Origin of the sequence: Sphingomonas hengshuiensis (assembly GCF_000935025.1) — a bacterium.
GTDB lineage: Bacteria > Pseudomonadota > Alphaproteobacteria > Sphingomonadales > Sphingomonadaceae > Sphingomonas > Sphingomonas hengshuiensis.
The window spans coordinates 3139603-3158312 of record NZ_CP010836.1 but is presented as its reverse complement, the minus strand read 5'-3'; the positions used below and the strand labels follow the sequence as shown (position 1 = coordinate 3158312).

The 18710-nt window shown below is 67.9% G+C and carries 9 protein-coding genes; 5 read left to right on the top strand and 4 right to left on the bottom strand.

Features of this window, described 5'->3' with window-relative positions; all coding sequences use genetic code 11:
- Window positions 1-49: 49 nt before the first annotated feature.
- From glmU to TS85_RS13860, 4 genes are all read left to right on the top strand, one after another.
- Window positions 50-1408: a bifunctional UDP-N-acetylglucosamine diphosphorylase/glucosamine-1-phosphate N-acetyltransferase GlmU gene (gene glmU, locus TS85_RS13875; protein ID WP_044332922.1), complete on the top strand. Its 1359-nt coding sequence runs from the start codon at window positions 50-52 to the stop codon at window positions 1406-1408.
- Complete coding sequence (locus TS85_RS13870; RefSeq protein ID WP_155006420.1) at window positions 1405-1806, top strand: hypothetical protein; 402 nt, start codon at window positions 1405-1407, stop codon at window positions 1804-1806. Before glmU ends, TS85_RS13870 begins: the two co-directional genes overlap by 4 nt.
- A 110-nt stretch (window positions 1807-1916) precedes the next feature.
- On the top strand, window positions 1917-3740 hold the full coding sequence (gene glmS, locus TS85_RS13865) for a glutamine--fructose-6-phosphate transaminase (isomerizing) (protein WP_044332918.1): 1824 nt from the start codon (window positions 1917-1919) through the stop codon (window positions 3738-3740).
- Window positions 3741-3829: 89 nt separating this feature from the next.
- Window positions 3830-4123, top strand: a complete 294-nt coding sequence (locus tag TS85_RS13860; RefSeq protein ID WP_044332916.1) for a DUF6916 family protein — start codon at window positions 3830-3832, stop codon at window positions 4121-4123.
- On the opposite strand, the gene TS85_RS13855 is transcribed toward TS85_RS13860, so the two are convergent.
- From TS85_RS13855 to TS85_RS13840, 4 genes are all read right to left on the bottom strand, one after another.
- Window positions 4116-4577, bottom strand: coding sequence for a GNAT family N-acetyltransferase (locus TS85_RS13855; RefSeq protein ID WP_077228847.1), 462 nt, complete (start codon window positions 4575-4577; stop codon window positions 4116-4118). The two genes, TS85_RS13860 and TS85_RS13855, sit on opposite strands and share 8 nt — an antisense overlap.
- Window positions 4578-4687: 110 nt before the next feature.
- The gene (locus TS85_RS13850; RefSeq protein WP_044332913.1) at window positions 4688-5230 is read right to left on the bottom strand and encodes a phage tail protein; all 543 of its coding nucleotides are present in this window, start codon (window positions 5228-5230) and stop codon (window positions 4688-4690) included.
- A gap of 49 nt (window positions 5231-5279) precedes the next feature.
- A complete protein-coding gene (locus tag TS85_RS13845) occupies window positions 5280-5810 on the bottom strand; it encodes a phage tail protein (protein WP_044332910.1) in 531 nt (176 codons plus the stop codon).
- Window positions 5811-5861: 51 nt separating this feature from the next.
- Window positions 5862-6401 carry a phage tail protein gene (locus TS85_RS13840; protein ID WP_044332908.1) on the bottom strand — a complete coding sequence of 180 codons (540 nt, stop codon included), beginning with the start codon at window positions 6399-6401 and terminating at the stop codon, window positions 5862-5864.
- 435 nt (window positions 6402-6836) lie between these two features.
- Between TS85_RS13840 and TS85_RS13835 the strand changes: the two genes are divergently transcribed.
- On the top strand, window positions 6837-18680 hold the full coding sequence (locus TS85_RS13835; protein ID WP_044332907.1) for an IPT/TIG domain-containing protein: 11844 nt from the start codon (window positions 6837-6839) through the stop codon (window positions 18678-18680).
- The last annotated feature ends 30 nt before the right edge of the window (window positions 18681-18710 follow it).

Genomic DNA, 18710 nt, shown 5'->3' with positions numbered 1-18710 from the left:
TGGAATTGGCAAGACTATCGTGGCAGGGATCGCGCCTCCGGAGGTTTCCATGACAGGCCAGATCGCCGCGATCATCCTTGCCGCGGGCAAGGGTACGCGGATGCAATCCGATACGCACAAGGTGCTGCACCCGATCGCGGGGCGGCCGATGCTGCTCCATTTGATCGACGGCGTCGCCGCGCTGAACCCTGCGCGCACGATCGTCGTGGTCGGCGCGGGGCGCGAACAGGTCGAGGCGGCGGTGCAGCCGCACGGCGCCGAGACCGTCGCGCAGACCGAGCAACTCGGCACCGGCCATGCGGTGCGGATGGCGGAGGACGCGCTGGCGGGCTTCGACGGCGACGTGCTGATCCTCTATGGCGACGTGCCGCTGGTGACGACCGCGACGATGCAGCGGATGCTGGAGCGGCTGCACGCGGGCGACGCCCCTGCCGCCGTCGTTCTGGGCTTCCGCCCCGCCGATCCGGGCGCCTATGGCCGGGTGATCGCCGATGGCGAGGGGCGGATCGCGCGGATGGTGGAGTATAAGGACGCGACGCCTGAGGAGCGCGCCGAGACTCTGTGCAATTCGGGGCTGATGGCGGTTGCCGCGCGCGATCTGTTCGCGCTGCTGGGGCGGGTGACGAACCAGAATGCGGCGGGCGAATATTATCTGCCCGACATCGTGATGCTGGCGATTGCCGATGGCCGTCACTGCGCGGTGATCGAGACCGATGCGCACGAGGTTGCAGGCGTCAACAGCCGCGCCGAACTGGCCGGGCTGGAGGCGGTTTGGCAGGCCGCGCGCCGCGCACGGGCGATGGCCGAGGGCGCGACGCTGATCGCGCCGGAGACGGTGTGGTTCGCGCACGATACCGTGGTCGGCCGCGACGTGACGATCGAGCAGAATGTCGTGTTCGGCCCCGGCGTCCGCATCGCCGACAAGGTGACGATCCACGCGTTCAGCCATTTGGAAGGTGCCACGGTGCTGAGCGGCGCGCAGATCGGCCCCTATGCGCGGCTGCGCCCCGGTACGCTGCTGGAACAGGGCAGCAAGGTCGGCAATTTTGTCGAGACCAAGAACACCGTGCTCGGCCCCGGCGCGAAGGCGAACCACCTCACCTATCTGGGCGACGCCGTGGTCGGTTCGGGCGCGAATATCGGCGCGGGGACGATCACGTGCAATTATAACGGCTTTCAGAAGTCGCGGACCGAGATCGGGCATGGTGCGTTCATCGGATCGAACAGCGCGCTGGTCGCGCCGGTACGCGTCGGCGACGGCGCGATCGTCGCGGCGGGATCGGTGATCACGCAGGATGTCGAGCCCAACGCACTGGCGCTGGGCCGCGCCCGGCAGGAAGCGAGGCCCGGTTGGGCGCATCGCTTCCGCGAGAAGATGAAGGCACGCAAGGCGGAGAAGACGGGATGACACGGTTCCAACGGATAATGCTCGCGGTCGCGTTCGTGCTTTCACCGGCGGCGATGGCCCAGACTGCGGCGCCGATGACCCCGGCACAGGCGGTGGCGGCGGCGGAATCGGGCGAGGTGACGGGCGTGTTCGAGTTCGTCGTGGGATCGACCGGCGCGTCGGGCTTCAACGCCTATCTGAACTCGGCTGCCAACTACAAGGACGCGGGCAACCTGACGATCGAGCTGCACGCGGCGGCGATCAATGCGCTGAAGGAGCGGCTCGGCGCGTTCCCGCAGGATGTGCTGACCGGCAAGCGCGTGCGCGTGAAGGGCGTCGCGCGGCGGGTGCCGGTGGGGCGATATTTCCAGACGCGGATCGCGGTCGACACTGCCGACCAGATCGAAATCGGCGGCTGAGCCCGCCCAAGCTGTCATCGCCTTCACCCGCGCGTCACCGCGTCGTCATGCCGGAGCCGCTAGCGGCGAGCCTGCGTCTCGATTAGGGCGGGGCTGCGGGAGATTGAAGCATGTGCGGAATCGTCGGAATCGTCGGCAAGGAAGACGTCGCGGAGCGGCTGTATGACGGGCTGAAGCGGCTCGAATATCGCGGCTATGATTCCGCCGGGATCGCCACCGATTTCGACGGGCGGATCGAGCGGCGGCGCGCGTCGGGCAAGCTCGTCAACCTGGGCAAGGAACTGGCGGCCAACCCGCTCCCCGGCACCACCGGCATCGCGCACACCCGCTGGGCGACGCATGGCGGCCCGACGACCAACAACGCGCATCCGCATGCCACCGGCGAAGTCGCGTTGGTCCACAATGGCATCATCGAGAATTTCAAGCCGCTGCGCGAGGCGTTGATCGCGCGCGGGCGGGTGTTCGAGAGCGAGACCGACACCGAAGTCGTCGCGCATCTGGTGAGCGAGCGCGTCGAGGCGGGGATGGCCCCCGCGGACGCTGTCGCCGAAGTGCTGCCGCAGCTCCACGGCGCGTTCGCGCTGGCGATCCTGTTCCGCCAGCATCCCGACTTGCTGATCGGCGCGCGGCTGGGGTCGCCGCTGGTGGTGGGCTATGGCGAGGGCGAGACCTATCTCGGCTCCGACGCGCTGGCGCTGGCACCGCTGACGCAGCGGATCGCCTATCTGGAGGAAGGCGACTGGGTCGTCATCACCGCCGAGGGCGCGCAGATCTATGATCGCGAGAACCAGCCGGTCGAGCGCCCGATCACGATCTCCGGCGTCACCGGCGAGCTGATCTCGAAGGGCAATCACCGCCATTACATGCTCAAGGAAATCTATGAGCAGCCGATCGTCGTCGCCCAGACGCTGCGCGCGTACCTCCAGCGGATGGAAGAGCGCGTCACGCTGCCGATTCCGGAATTCGACCTCTCGACGATCAAACGCGTCACGATCGTCGCGTGCGGCACCAGCTTTTACGCCGGGATGGTCGCCAAATACTGGTTCGAGCAATTCGCGCGCGTCCCCGTCGACCTCGATGTCGCGTCCGAATTCCGCTATCGCCAGCCGGTGATGGAGGAGGGCGGGCTCGCGCTGTTCATCAGCCAGTCGGGCGAGACCGCGGACACGCTCGCCGCACTGCGCCACGCCCGCGCCGAGGGACAGACGATCGCGGTGGTGGTCAACGTCCCCACCAGCTCGATGGCGCGCGAGGCGGACCTGTTGCTGCCCACCCATGCCGGGCCGGAGATCGGCGTCGCATCGACCAAGGCCTTTACCTGCCAGCTCGCGGTGCTCGCCGCGCTCGCCGCCAATCTGGCGCGCGCCAAGGGCAAGCTGAACCCCGCCGAGGAGCGGATGATCGTCAAGCATCTGGCCGAGGCGCCCGCCGCGCTCAACGGCGCGCTGGCCTATGACGAGACGATCCAGGCAATGGCGCACACCATCGCGAGCGCGCGCGACGTGCTGTACCTGGGGCGCGGCACCGATTACCCGCTGGCACTGGAAGGCGCGCTGAAGCTCAAGGAGATCAGCTATATCCATGCCGAGGGCTATGCCGCGGGCGAGATGAAGCACGGCCCGATCGCGCTGATCGACGACAATGTCCCCGTGATCGTGATCGCGCCCTCAGGCCCGCTGTTCGACAAGACCGTGTCGAACATGCAGGAAGTCCAGGCGCGCGGCGGCAAGGTCGTGCTGATCAGCGACTATGACGGCGTCCAGGCGGCGGGCGAGGGGTGCATCGCGACGATCACCATGCCCAAGGTCCACCCGCTGATCGCGCCTCTGGTCTATGCGGTGCCGGTCCAGCTGCTCGCCTATCACGTCGCGGTCGCCAAGGGCACCGACGTTGATCAGCCGCGCAACCTCGCCAAGTCGGTCACCGTCGAATAGCGCGACGGTCCCGGATCCGGATCGTTTTCCGTCAGCAGACCCTCGACAGTCGCGCCCATCCGGCTAAGTTGCCGGAGGGGGAGAGCAAAGTGGAAATACGCACGATTCACAGCTTTGCGTCGGCTGCGAACCAGGAGTTCGAGATCGATATGGGGGCATCGGCGGTCACGGCGACGCTGATCGAAGTCAAGCCGCTGCAATCATATAAGTTTATAGGGCAGCGCCGCGACCCCTTTTCGCTGTTGTTTCGTAGCCGGTCGCCCGTGATTCTTCCGCAGAAGACGTATCGCGTCAAAAATCCCACGCTCGGCGAGCTCGACATGTTCCTCGTGCCCGTCGCGCGCGAGGGGGCGGACATCGTCTATCAGGCGGTGTTCAACTGATCGGCACGCGCCAACGCATCGGCTGATGCGTGGCCGTAGCGACGCCGTCCTCGACGAAGCCGAGCCGCAGGTACAGCCGTCGCGCAAGCGGATTGCTGTGCGCCACGTCGAGCGCGATTTCCGCCGCACCGGCCTCGCGGGCGGATCGCTGAACCCATTCGATCAGGGCGCTGCCCACCCCGGCGGCGCGGGCAGGGGGCATCAGGCCGATGTCGATGATCCGCCATTCGGGCGAGGAGCGATCGAGATACAGCCGACCGATCGGCGCGGGCGCGGGCGCCGCGTTTCCCTGGGTTACGATCCAGAAATCGGTCCTGGGGAAATAGCGCAGGAAATGCGTGTGTTGCAGTCGGAACTGATCGTCGAGGAGCGCACGCTTCTGTTCCGCCGACCACGGCACCAATGCCATTTCGAGCGCGCGAAAGCCGCCGAACAGGTCGCGCAGGAACGGCATATCGCCCCGCGCGGCAGGCCGCAGGGCGATCCCGAGGGCGCACAAGGCTTCCCCCAGGGATGGCGGCACTGCCGCCCGCGCCGGAAAGCGCGCCAGCGGTGCCTGCGCGTTCAATCGAACTGCGGGAAAATGCCGGCCAGCGCGATCGAATAATTGAGCCCGAGAAACGGCTGGACGTTGTTGTGCGGGAGGCTGCCGCCTGTGGGCTGGATCGCCATCGGATTCATCATCGTCATGTCCTCACCGCCCAAGGGTGCGTACATCGCCGATTCGCCCGTCGACGAGATCCCCGGTGCCGTGTTCGGGGATGGAGTCGCGCTGACATCGGTCGGTCCGGCGGGCAGGCAGGCATTCAGCGCATGCTGGTGCGACGGCATTTCGTTCATGCTGAGCGTGACCTGCTCCGTGCCAAAGGTGACGCCCAGCGGGCGATCGCTCAATCCGGGACCCTGGCCGGTGCCGCACGCCATGCGCGACGCCAGATTGGGCAACAGGAAACTGGTCGTTCCGTTTCCGCCGAACGTCACGCCGATCAGCGAGAACAGCGCCGTGTTCTGGGCCAGCGGGAGCGTCTGGCCCGCGGCGAACGCCCAGCCGTTGGGCGGGAAGTTGAAGCCATAGATTTCAATCTGGCCGAGATAGGGCTGCGTCATGTCGTTGCTCCTGGCGCAAGCGCTTTCGATCAGCGCCGGCTGGGTGGTGCTAGCTTTGGATCGGATATATCCCGAACAGCGCGATGCAGTAGTTCAGCGCGAGCGTAGGCGCGCAATTCGGATGCGCTCCGCTGCCGCCGCTATGCTGGATCGCATTGCTCGACAGCGGCTGCGGCGTCGATTGTGCCACGTTCGTCGTGTAGAACGGGTCGTTGACGATGCCGCCGGCGAGAAGTGCTCCCGAAGGGGATTCCAATGTTGCCGGCTGATTGTTGGCGACGACCATATGGTTATGCGCGGGCATTTGCTGCGTGGTCAGCGTGACCTCTTCCGTACCGGCCTTCTGCCCCAGCACATAGTGTGACAGCCCGGGTCCGGTGCCCTGGTGGATGGGCACCGCGCCGCGCAGGTCCGGCACCGCAAACGTCTCCGAACCATTGCCGCCATAGGTGGTGCCGAGCAGCGTATACAGCGCATCATATTCCGAGATCGCCAGTAGCGAACCGTCGCATAACTGCCATCCGCTGGGCGCGCCGCGCACATAGGGATACAGGCGTATTTCGCCGATATAAGGATCCACTTTGCTCTCCTCTGGACGTGCCGGCCAATCGCCCCGGCGGTCGCGCCCCTGTCAGTTGTGCGACGGATAGATGCCCGACAATGCGATGTTGAAATTGATCGCCTGATACGGCTGAAGGTTGGGATGCGCCTGCGATCCGCCGGTGGCGCCTACCGTCTGCGGCGCCAGCACGGTCAGGGGCGTGGATCCGTACAGCTTGGCGCCGGCGGGCGCGACCTCGGCAAAACCATATTGGTTGTTCGGAAAGCCCTCGACCGCAGGACTGTTCTGTGCCGCCAGCCCATGCGTGTGCATCGGCAGGTTCATGGAAAGCAGCGTCACGGTCTCCGTGCCCATCGCTTCGCCCAGCATATATTGGGGTGGCTGCCAGTTCGTATCGCTGGACTCAAATCCGCCGCCCGCGGGCGTACGGCTGCGCAGGTCCGGCAGTGCGAAGGTGGTCGTACCGTTGCCGCCATAATTCGTGCCCAGCAGAGAGAATAGGGCGTTGTTCTGCGCGATTCCCAGGAGCTGACCATTGCACTGCGCAAAATACTTCTGCGCAAAGCCGAAGCCGGTCATCATGACCTGACCGATGAAAAAATCCGACAAAGCGGCATCCCCCTCCCAATATCGCGCACTCTTCGAGCACACGTAATTTGCCCTCCGACTCCCTCAATGTGGATGTCGATTCCTAGGCTTATAGTGTGATGAACAACTGGCAGCGAAGGTGCCGCTGCGACTCGTTTTCTGTGCCGTACTGTTCCAATAGTCAAGATGAGAGGGTTCCATTTTGAAGTGAAAGGTACTTAAGTGCCTGTTTTTCCGTGCCAATCAACGTTGATGCGGCGTAAATCATATTTGTTGATTATTATGAGAGTCTCTCTGTAAGTGAAGGGATAGGGCCGGAAGGGAACGCGATTCTGTCGTGTTCTTTGGTGTCAAAGGTGCCGGGCGCGCGAGGGGATGGCGGGTTCCAGGCACCGAATACGGGGGCGCCCGGTTGGGGCGGGGGGGATTTCAGTGCTAAATCGAGTCGGTGGCGCCATGCGCGCTCTGAACCTGGGCTGCCCGTTCGATCGCAAGCGGTGCGTTTCGCGGATCGCTGCGGCGATGCTCGCGATCCTGGCTGTCCTCGCCGCACCCAATGCCCTCGCGGCCGCAAGCGCGACTTGTACCTTGACCTATGGCGCCAGCGACAGCGTCACCACCGTTGGAAGCGACACCACCAACGGGAGCGGGACGCTGACGTCGCTTCGCGTGGTCGCGGGTTCCAGCAACAACGTCATTCTCACCAAGCATACCGGCTATCATCAGACGTCGATCTGCAAATTCTCAGGTGGCGGGGCGGGCGCCAGTTTTGTGCTGACCAATGGCGGCAACCAGATCTTGAACGGTAATGCGGTAGCGACTCAGCAGGGCGGCTCCGTCCAGACGACCTCCACCGGACTGATCTACACGCCTCCATCGGGCTTTACGGGCACCGATCGGATCGCATCTGGCGTGACCACCGAATTTCTGGCGGACGGGAAAAGCTTTTCAGTCCCGCGCGGATATTACGACATAAGGATAACGGTGGTATCTGCCACGCCAGCGGCGCCCGCCGTAACCTCGATCTCGCCGAGCTCGGGTCCCGCGAGCGGCGGCACCAGCGTAACGATCACCGGGACGGATTTCACCGGCACGACTGCGGTGACCTTCGGCTCGACGGCGGCCAGCGGGTTCACGGTCAACAGCGCGACCTCGATCACCGCAACCGCGCCTGCGGGCAGCGGCACGGTGGATGTGCGGGTGACGACGGCCGGCGGAACGAGCGCAACGAGCGCCTCGGACCAGTTCACTTATGTCGCGGCGCCCACCGTCACGGCGATTTCGCCGACCTCCGGCCCGAGTACCGGCGGCACTAGTGTCACGCTGACGGGCACGGGGTTCAGCGGCGCGACTGCGGTTACGTTCGGGGGAACCGCGGCGACCGGCTTCACAGTCAACAGCGCGACGCAGATCACCGCGACCGCGCCTTCGGGCAGCGGCACGGTGGATGTGCGCGTCACCACCGTAGGCGGGACAAGCGCGACGAGCGCCTCGGACCAGTTCACCTACGTTGCGGCGCCCTCCGTCACGGCGATTTCACCGAGCTCCGGCCCGAGCACCGGCGGCACCACGGTCACGCTGACGGGCACGGGGTTCAGCGGCGCGACTGCGGTTACGTTCGGGGGAACCGCGGCGACCGGCTTCACAGTCAACAGCGCGACGCAGATCACCGCGACCGCGCCTTCGGGCAGCGGCACGGTGGATGTGCGCGTCACCACCGTAGGCGGGACAAGCGCGACGAGCGCCTCGGACCAGTTCACCTACGTTGCGGCGCCCTCCGTCACGGCGATTTCACCGAGCTCCGGCCCGAGCACCGGCGGCACCACGGTCACGCTGACGGGCACGGGGTTCAGCGGCGCGACTGCGGTCAGCTTCGGGGGGACCGCGGCGACGGGCTTCGCGGTGAACAGCGCGACGCAGATCACCGCGACCGCGCCTTCGGGCAGCGGCACGGTAGATTTGCGCGTCACCACCGCAGGCGGGACGAGCGCGACGAGCGCCTCGGACCAGTTCACCTATGTCGCGGCGCCCACCGTCACGGCGATTTCGCCGACCTCCGGCCCAAGTACTGGCGGCACCACGGTCACGCTGACGGGCACGGGGTTCAGCGGCGCGACGGCGGTCACCTTCGGGGGGACCGCGGCGACCGGCTTCACGGTGAACAGCGCGACGCAGATCACCGCAACCGCGCCATCGGGTAGCGGCACGGTAGATATCCGAGTCACCACCGCGGGCGGGACGAGCGCGACGAGCGCCTCGGACCAGTTCACCTACGTTGCGGCGCCCACCGTCACGGCGATTTCGCCGACCTCCGGCCCAAGTACTGGCGGCACCACGGTCACGCTGACGGGCACGGGGTTCAGCGGCGCGACGGCGGTCACCTTCGGGGGGACCGCGGCGACCGGCTTCACGGTGAACAGCGCGACGCAGATCACCGCAACCGCGCCATCGGGTAGCGGCACGGTAGATATCCGAGTCACCACCGCGGGCGGGACGAGCGCGACGAGCGCCTCGGACCAGTTCACCTACGTTGCGGCGCCCACCGTCACGGCGATTTCGCCGACCTCCGGCCCAAGTACTGGCGGCACCACGGTCACGCTGACGGGCACGGGGTTCAGCGGCGCGACTGCGGTCAGCTTCGGGGGGACCGCGGCGACGGGCTTCACGGTGAACAGCGCGACGCAGATCACCGCGACCGCGCCTTCGGGCAGCGGCACGGTAGATATTCGAGTCACCACCGCAGGCGGGACGAGCGCGACGAGCGCGTCGGATCAGTTCACCTATGTCGCGGCTCCCACCGTCACGGGGATTTCACCGACCTCCGGCCCGAGCACCGGCGGCACCACGGTCACGCTGACGGGCACGGGATTCACCGGCGCGACTGCGGTCAGCTTCGGGGGGACCGCGGCGACGGGCTTCACGGTGAACAGCGCGACGTCGATCACCGCAACCGCGCCTTCGGGCAGCGGCACGGTAGATATTCGAGTCACCACCGCGGGCGGGACGAGCGCGACGAGCGCCTCGGATCAGTTCACTTATGTCGCGGCGCCCACCGTCACGGCGATTTCGCCGACCTCCGGCCCGAGTACCGGCGGCACCACGGTCACGCTGACGGGCACGGGGTTCAGCGGCGCGACTGCGGTCACCTTCGGGGGGACCGCCGCGACCGGCTTCACGGTGAACAGCGCGACGCAGATCACCGCAACCGCGCCGTCGGGCACCGGCACGGTAGATGTGCGCGTCACCACCGCGGGCGGGACGAGCGCGACGAGCGCCTCGGACCAGTTCACTTATGTCGCGGCGCCCACCGTCACGGCGATTTCGCCGACTTCCGGCCCGAGTACCGGCGGCACTACGGTCACGCTGACGGGCACGGGGTTCAGCGGCGCGACTGCGGTCAGCTTCGGGGGGACCGCGGCGACGGGCTTCACGGTGAACAGCGCGACGCAGATCACCGCGACGGCGCCTTCGGGCAGCGGCACGATAGATATCCGGGTCACGACCGCGGGCGGGACCAGCGCGACAAGCGCCTCGGACCAGTTCACCTACGTTGCGGCGCCCTCCGTCACGGGGATTTCACCGACCTCCGGCCCGAGCACCGGCGGCACCACGGTCACGCTGACGGGCACGGGGTTCAGCGGCGCGACGGCGGTCAGCTTCGGGGGGACCGCGGCGACCGGCTTCACGGTCAACAGCGCGACGTCGATCAGCGCAACCGCGCCTGCGGGCAGCAGCACGGTAGATGTGCGCGTCACCACCGCGGGCGGGACGAGCGCGACGAGCGCCTCGGATCAGTTCAGCTATATCGTGCCACCGGCGGCGCCCGTGGTGTCGGCACCGAGTAACGGCGCCGTGGTCGCAACTGCGACGCCGACCATCACCGGGACGGCAGAGGCGTCGCGCACGATCACCGTTTATGTGGACGGGTCCAGTCTCGGGACGACGACGTCCTCGGGTGCCGGGGCGTGGAGTTTTGCCGTCGCCTCGGCGCTTTCGGAAGGCGCACATACGGTTCGCGCGACCGCAACCAATTCGGGCGTGGTCGGTGCCAGTTCCAGCACCAACGGCTTCACTGTCGACACGATAGCCCCTGCGTCGCCGGCGATCAGCGCGCCGACCGAGGGCGCCACGACGGCGCTGACGCCGACATTCACCGGCAGCGCGGAAGCAAATGCCGCGGTGAGCGTGATCGTCGACGGCAGCGCGTTGGGCAGCACGACCGCGAGCGGCGCCGGCAGCTGGAGCTTCACGCCGGGCAGCGCGCTTTCAGCGGGGCCCCACACGGTCCGCGCGACCGCCGCGGATGCGGCGGGCAATGTATCGCCGGCCTCGGCGACTCGCAATTTCACGGCAGCGCCCGCGCTGACCACGACTCAGGCGATTTCCGGGGTCTCCGGCCCGGTCGGCACGGCGTTCTCGAGCACCCCCGTCACCGCGGCGGGCGGCAGCGGGGCGCTCACCTACACGCTGACCGGCGGCACGCTTCCCCCGGGGCTGAGCTTTTCGCCGACGACCGGCCTGCTCTCGGGGACGCCCAGCGCGGCGCTCACGGCGACCACGTTCACCGTCACCGTGAGCGACACGGCAAACCAGAGCTCGGCCAGGACATTCTTGCTGACCGTCGACGCCCCCACGCTCGTCCTGTCGCCGGTGACGCTGGCGGGTGCGACGGCAGGCGCGCCGTTCTCGCAGGTGTTCAGCACGGCTGGCGGGACGCCGGGATACAGCTATGCCCATAGCGCCGGCACATTGCCTCCCGGAATGACGCTGACGTCCACGGGCACGCTGTCCGGGACGCCGAGCGGGGCGGGGAACTTCACCTTCTCCGTGACGGCGACCGATAGCTCGACCGGGGCCGGAGCACCCTTTTCCGGAACCCGCAGCTACACCCTCGTCGTGGCCGCGCCGACACTGTCGCTGACGCCCGGTTCGTTGAGCGCGGGCGTGGCCGGCACGCCCTATGCGGCCAGCTTTGCGGCGAGCGACGGCACCGCGCCCTATAATTATGCCCTGGCAGCGGGGAGTACGCTGCCTGCCGGGCTCACGCTGGCGGCGACCGGCGAACTGGCCGGCACGCCGACCGAGGTGGGTTCGTTCAGCTTCTCGATCCGGACGACCGACAGCACGACGGGGTCGGGCTCGCCCTATTCCCTGGTCAGTGGCTACACGCTGACGATTGCCGCGCCGACCATCAGCGTGAGTCCCGCTTCGGGCGCCCTCGATGCGACCGCGGGCACGCCTTTCTCGCAGACCTTTACTGCCGGCGGCGGCACCGGTTCGTATAGCTACTCGGCCACCGGCGCGCTGCCGGCAGGACTCTCGCTGTCGTCTGCGGGGCTGCTTTCGGGAACGCCGACCGTATCGGGCACCTTCTCGGTACAGGTGACGGCGAGCGACAGCGGCGCCACGGGCACGGGCGCGCCGTTCAGCGGCAGCCGCAGCTACACGCTGAACGTCGCTGCACCTACGATCGCCGTCACGCCGACCACGCTGGCCGCGGGCACGGTAGGCACGGCCTATTCGGCAATGCTGAGCGCGAGCGGCGGCATCGCGCCCTATAGCTTCGGCGTCACCGCTGGCACGCTGCCTGCCGGGTTGAGCCTGGGCGCCGGCGGGGCCCTGACCGGCACGCCGACGGCGCAGGGGACGTTCGCCTTCACCGTGACCGCCACCGACAATGCGGCGTTCACGGGCAGCCGCGCCTATGCGCTCACCATCGCGACGGGCGCGCAGACGATTGCGTACACCTCCACCGCCCCTGCGACTGCGGTCGTCGGCGGGACGACCTATACGCCGGCCGCGACCGCGACATCCGGGCTGTCCGTGAGCTTCACGGTCGATGCGTCGAGCGCGGGAGTCTGCACGATTTCGGCCGGGGTGGTGAGCTTCACCGGCGCCGGGACCTGCACCGTCAATGCCGACCAGGCGGGCAATGCGCACTGGAACGCGGCGCCGCAAAGCCCGCAGAGTTTTGCGGTGTCGGTGGCGGCGCAGGCGCTGACGTCGAGCCTGAGCTTCAGCGCGTCGCAGCTTGCGGCGGGCGCCACCGGGCAGCTGACAGTGACGTTCGGCAATCCCAATGCGAGCACCAGCGCGCAGTTCACCCCGCGGATCACCTTTCCGAACACGATCCTTGGCCTCGTCTCGCCTTTCTTCACTGGAACCTGCTCGAATAGCGGGGCTTCGGTGCCGAGTGCCGGGGTGATCGATCTGGATAACGTCAGCGTTCCGGCGGGCAGCTGTACCGTTATCGTCCATTTGCAGGGCACGAGCGCAGGAAGCGGCGCCTTCTCCCTTGGGTCCTTCACGCCGAGCGGCTTGCCGACGACTGCCGCGACCTCAAGCGGCAGCCTCGCTGTGGCGCCGACGGTGACGGGCCTCGACGTCGTCAGCGGTCCTGCGGCCGGGGGCACGATTGTGCGCGTTTCGGGCGCGGGCTTCAGCACGACGGCGGCCAGCAACACCGTCCGGTTCGGCGCCGCGACCGCGACGGTGACCGGCGCGACGGCGACTCAGCTGACCGTCACTACCCCTGTGGGAGCGGCGGGTGTCGTCGATGTCACCGTTACGGTCGGCGGCCAGACCAGCGCGACGTCGGGATCGGATCAATTCACCTATGTCGCCGCGCCCATCGCGGCCGACAAGACCGGCGTGACGGTGGCCTATGAAAGCAGCGGCACGCCGATCGAACTGGCGGCATCGGTCACGGGGGTTACGACCAGCCTCGCCATCGGGACTGCGCCGGCGCATGGTAGCGTGAGCTTTGCTGGCACGGTCGCGACCTACACGCCGACTGCGGGCTATTATGGCGCGGACAGCTTCACGTACACCGCAACCGGCCCCGGCGGCACTTCGGCTGCGGCGACGGTCAGCGTCAACGTGGCTACCCCCGGCGCACCGGTGGCGACCGATAAGTCGGGGGTTGCGGTAACCTACAACAGCAGCGGCACCGCAATCGATCTGAGCGCCTCGGTAACGGGGGTTACGACCAGCCTCAGCATCGGCACCGCGCCGGGGCATGGCAGCGTAAGCTTCACAGGGAATGTCGCGACGTACACGCCGACCGCGGGCTATTTCGGCACCGACAGCTTCACGTACACGGCGACGGGTCCCGGCGGGACGTCGGCGGCGGCTACGGTAAGCGTCACCGTGGCTACCCCCGGTGCTCCCGTGGCGGCGAACAAGTCGGGCGTTGCGGTGGCGTATGAGAGCAGCGGCACGGCGATCGACCTGAGCGCCTCGGTCACGGGGGTTACCACCAGCCTGAGCGTCGGCACCGCGCCGGCGCATGGCAGCGTGAGCTTTGCTGGCAATGTCGCGACGTACACGCCGACCGCAGGCTATTTCGGCACCGACAGCTTCACGTACACCGTGACGGGTCCCGGCGGGACGTCGGCCTCGGCGACGGTGAGCCTGACCGTGGCGAACCCCAGCGCACCGGTGGCGGCGAACAGGTCCGGCGTGACCGTTGCCTATGAGAGCAGCGGCACAGCGATCGACCTGACGGCTTCGGTCACGGGCGTCTCGACCAGCCTGAGCATCGGGACTGCGCCGGCGCATGGCAGCGTGAGCTTTGCTGGCACGGTCGCGACCTACACGCCGACTGCGGGCTATTATGGCACCGACAGCTTCACCTACACCGCAACCGGCCCCGGCGGCACTTCGGCTGCGGCGACGGTGAGCGTCACCGTGGCGACCCCCGGTGCCCCCGTGGCGGCGGACAAGTCGGGCGTTGCGGTACTCTATAACAGCAGCGGCACGGCGATCGACCTGACGGCCTCGGTCACGGGGGTTACGACCAGCCTCGCCGTCGGGACTGCGCCGGCGCATGGTAGCGTGAGCTTTGCTGGCACGGTCGCGACCTACACGCCGACTGCGGGCTATTATGGCGCGGACAGCTTCACGTACACCGCAACCGGCCCCGGCGGCACTTCGGCTGCGGCGACGGTGAGCGTCACCGTGGCGACCCCCGGCGCACCGGTGGCGGCGGACAAGTCGGGCGTTGCGGTACTCTATAACAGCAGCGGCACGGCGATCGACCTGACGGCCTCGGTCACGGGGGTTACGACCAGCCTCAGCGTCGGGACTGCGCCGGCGCATGGTAGCGTGAGCTTTGCTGGCACGGTCGCGACCTACACGCCGACTGCGGGCTATTATGGCGCGGACAGCTTCACGTACACCGCAACCGGCCCCGGCGGCACTTCGGCTGCGGCGACGGTGAGCGTCACCGTGGCGACCCCCGGCGCACCGGTGGCGGCGGACAAGTCGGGCGTTGCGGTACTCTATAACAGCAGCGGCACGGCAATCGACCTGAGCGCCTCGGTCACGGGGGTTACGACCAGCCTCAGCGTCGGGACTGCGCCCGCGCATGGCAGCGTGAGCTTCACCGGCAATGTCGCGACCTACACGCCGACTGCGGGCTATTTCGGCACCGACAGCTTCACTTACACGGCGACGGGTCCCGGCGGGACGTCGGCGGCGGCGACGGTGAGCCTGAGCGTGGCGAACCCTGGCGCGCCGGTTGCGGCGAGCAAGTCGGGCGTGACCGTTGCCTATGAGAGCAGCGGCACAGCGATCGACCTGACGGCTTCGGTCACGGGCGTCTCGACCAGCCTGAGCATCGGGACTGCGCCCGCGCATGGTAGCGTAAGCTTCACCGGCAATGTCGCCACCTACACGCCGGCTGCGGGCTATTTCGGCACCGACAGCTTCACCTACACCGCGACCGGCCCAGGCGGGACGTCGCCTGCGGCGACGGTCAGCGTCACCGTGGCTACCCCCGGCGCACCGGTGGCGACCGATAAGTCGGGGGTTGCGGTAACCTACAACAGCAGCGGCACCGCAATCGACCTGAGCGCCTCGGTTACGGGGGTTACGACCAGCCTCAGCGTCGGCACTGCGCCCGCGCATGGTAGCGTAAGCTTCACCGGCAATGTCGCCACCTACATGCCGACTGCGGGCTATTTCGGCAGCGACAGCTTCACCTACACTGCGACCGGTCCCGGCGGGACGTCGGCGGCGGCGACGGTCAGCGTTACCGTGGCGAACCCCGGTGCGCCGGTGGCCGCGAACAAGTCGGGCGTGGCGGTACCCTATAACAGCAGCGGCATGGCGATCGACCTGACGGCCTCGGTCACGGGGGTTACGACCAGCCTCAGCGTCGGGACTGCGCCGGCGCATGGTAGCGTAAGCTTCACCGGCAATGTCGCGACCTACACGCCGACTGCGGGCTATTTCGGCACCGACAGCTTCACTTACACCGCGACGGGTCCCGGCGGGACGTCGGCGGTGGCGACGGTAAGCCTGACCGTGGCTACCCCCGGCGCACCGGTCGCGGCCAACAAGTCTGGCGTGACCGTCGCATATGAAAGCAGCGGCACGCCGATCGACCTGAGTGCCTCGGTCACCGGGGTCGCGACCAGCCTCAGCGTCGGCACTGCGCCCGCGCATGGTAGCGTCAGCTTCACCGGCAATGTCGCGACCTACACGCCGACTGCGGGCTATTTCGGCACCGACAGCTTCACCTACACGGCGACGGGTCCCGGCGGGACGTCGGCGGCGGCGACGGTCAGCGTCACCGTGGCGCCCCCCGGTGCTCCCGTGGCGGCGAACAAGTCGGGCGTTGCGGTGGCGTATGAGAGCAGCGGCACGGCGATCGACCTGACCGCCTCGGTCACGGGCGTCTCGACCAGCTTGAGCATCGGGACTGCGCCCACGCATGGTAGTGTCAGCTTCGCCGACAATGTCGCGACCTACACGCCGACTGCGGGCTATTACGGCACCGACAGCTTCACCTACACCGCGACGGGTCCCGGCGGGACGTCGGCGGCGGCTACGGTAAGCGTCACCGTGGCCACCCCCGGTGCGCCCGTGGCGGCAAACAAGTCGGGCGTGACCGTCGCGTATGAGAGCAGCGGCACGACGATCGACCTGAGTGCCTCGGTCACCGGGGTCGCGACCAGCCTCGCCGTCGGCACCGCGCCCGCGCATGGCAGCGTGAGCTTCGCCGGCAATGTCGCGACCTACACACCGACCGCGGGCTATTTCGGCGCGGATAGCTTCACCTACACCGCCACCGGCCCCGGTGGGACTTCGGACGCGGCAACGGTTGGCATCACGGTGGAGGTGCCGCCGGTTGCGGATCTCGCGAGCCTTTCCGACGTCGCGATTGCCTATGACAGCCCGGGCACTGCGATCGACCTCACGCGGGCGATCACCGGTGTCGTCACCAGCCTTTCCATCAAAAGCGCTCCCGCGCATGGCAGCGTCAGCCTCGCCGGCAGGGTCGCGACCTATGTTCCGAGCAAGGGCTATTTCGGCGACGACAGCTTCACCTACACCGCAACCGGGCCGGGCGGGACTTCGGCACCGGCCAGCGTCACGGTCACCGTCGCATTGCCACCGCCGCCTTTGGTGGCCTCGGCCAATGCCACGGTTACCGGCGCCGCCGTCGGGACCTCGGCCGGCAGCATCCGGATCGACCTGGCGCCGTTGATCACGGGCGAATATGGCGCGATCCAGATCGTGACCGAGCCCATACATGGCGACGTGACGCTTACCAGCGGCGCGCAGACCGCAAATGCCCGCGATGCGCTGGCGGTGGCGGCACCCACGGCGACGATCGCCTTGTACCGTCCGGCAGTGGGTTTCGTCGGGACCGACAGTTTCGCCTTTGCCGCGGTCGGGCCGGGCGGTGTTTCGGCGCCTGGGGTGGTTACGATCACGGTGCTCGGCCCCGTTCCGATGGCGTTGTCCAAGACGGCGGCGACCGGGGATGGACAAACCGTGTCGGTCGACCTGACCGCAGGCGCGACCGGCGGTCCGTTCAACGCCGCGGCAATCGTCAGCGTGACGCCGACGGATGGCGCGACCGCGGTGCTGGTCGCGAGCGGCTCGGGCGCAACGCAAGCCTATCGCCTCGACGTCACGCCCAAGGCCCGGTTCAGCGGATCGGTGGTGATCGCCTATACGCTGAGCAATGCCTATGGGACCTCGGCGCCCGCGATCGTGACGGTGTCTGTCCAAGCGCGGCCCGATCCTACGACCGACCCCAATCTGCGCGGCGTAATCGATTCGCAGGCCGAGACGGCGCGGCGGTTCGCGCGCAGCCAGGTGACGAACTTCCTGCGGCGTACCGAGCAGTTGCACGCCAATGGCGGCGCGGGCGCGGCGCAAATGGGCGTCAGCCTGATGTCGCGCGACGGCAGTGGTTATGCGCCGCAGCGGCCCGGCATGGACGATTCGGCGTTCCAGATCACCGAGCGGATGCGGATGTCGAGCGAGGACCCGAGCCTGGGCGCCGCCGCCAAGCTGCCGCGCAATCCATGGTCGCGCGGCGGCGCGGCGGGGATCGCGGCATCGTCCACAGGCGCGCCGACCGCGCGCACTGCTACAGAGGCTGCCGCCGACGGTGTTCCCGCCGAGGACGCGGGCGATCCCGATGCCTCGGGCGATACCGGGCGGCGGATCGGTTCGGTCGCAATCTGGAGCGGCGGCGCGATCGAGATCGGCACGCGGGATCGCGACACCGACCGGACCAAGATCACTGCCACGACCTCCGGGCTGAGCGGCGGTGCCGACCTCAAGCTTGCAGAGGGCGTTATCGTCGGGGTGGGCGGTGGTTATGGCAACGACATAAGCTCGATCGGGAACGGTGCGGCGCGCGTGCGGGGCAGGAGCAGCCTGTTCGCGGGCTATGCCAGCATCTTGCCTGCCAAGGGCATCTTCCTCGACGCGGTGGTGGGGCGAGGCGATCTGAGCTTCACCACGCGGCGCAACGTGGCAGGGGTCAACGCCAAAACCACCGGCAGTCGCGACGGCACGATGACGCTTGCGGCGCTGTCGCTCGGGGTCGACCATGGCGGCGACGCGCTGCGCTTCGCACTCTATGGCCGGGGCGACTATCTCGCCGCCGACCTGGATGCCTATATCGAGGCAGGGGCCGGGCGCTATGATCTGCGGTTCGACGCGCGCAAGGTCCGGTCGGTCACGGGCACGCTCGGGACTCGGATCGAATATCGCCAGCCCTTCGACTTTGGCATCGTCCTCCCGCGCCTGCGCGCCGAATGGAGCCACGAATTCGCCGATGTCGATGCGCAGATGCTCGACTATGCCGATATTCCCGGCGTGGCGACCTATCGGATCGACAGCAGCGGCTGGCGGCGCGAGCAGTTCCAGCTGAGCCTGGGGACGCGGCTCGAACTGCCGAGCCTGTGGGCGTTCGACGTAGAGATGGGCGCGCGCGGGGGATCGGGCGAGACCGCCGCGACGCTCCGGCTGCTATTGTCGAAGACGTTCTGAACGGTGCGCGCAGGGGGCCACACGCTCCCT

What these genes read in the sequence shown, in the direction of transcription:
- glmU (WP_044332922.1), top strand. Translation starts at nt 50, where the DNA reads ATGACAGGCCAGATCGCCGCGATCATCCTTGCCGCGGGCAAGGGTACG.
- TS85_RS13870 (WP_155006420.1), top strand. Translation starts at nt 1,405, where the DNA reads ATGACACGGTTCCAACGGATAATGCTCGCGGTCGCGTTCGTGCTTTCA.
- glmS (WP_044332918.1), top strand. Translation starts at nt 1,917, where the DNA reads ATGTGCGGAATCGTCGGAATCGTCGGCAAGGAAGACGTCGCGGAGCGG.
- TS85_RS13855 (WP_077228847.1), bottom strand. Translation starts at nt 4,577, where the DNA reads ATGCCGTTCCTGCGCGACCTGTTCGGCGGCTTTCGCGCGCTCGAAATG.
- TS85_RS13850 (WP_044332913.1), bottom strand. Translation starts at nt 5,230, where the DNA reads ATGACGCAGCCCTATCTCGGCCAGATTGAAATCTATGGCTTCAACTTC.
- TS85_RS13835 (WP_044332907.1), top strand. Translation starts at nt 6,837, where the DNA reads ATGCGCGCTCTGAACCTGGGCTGCCCGTTCGATCGCAAGCGGTGCGTT.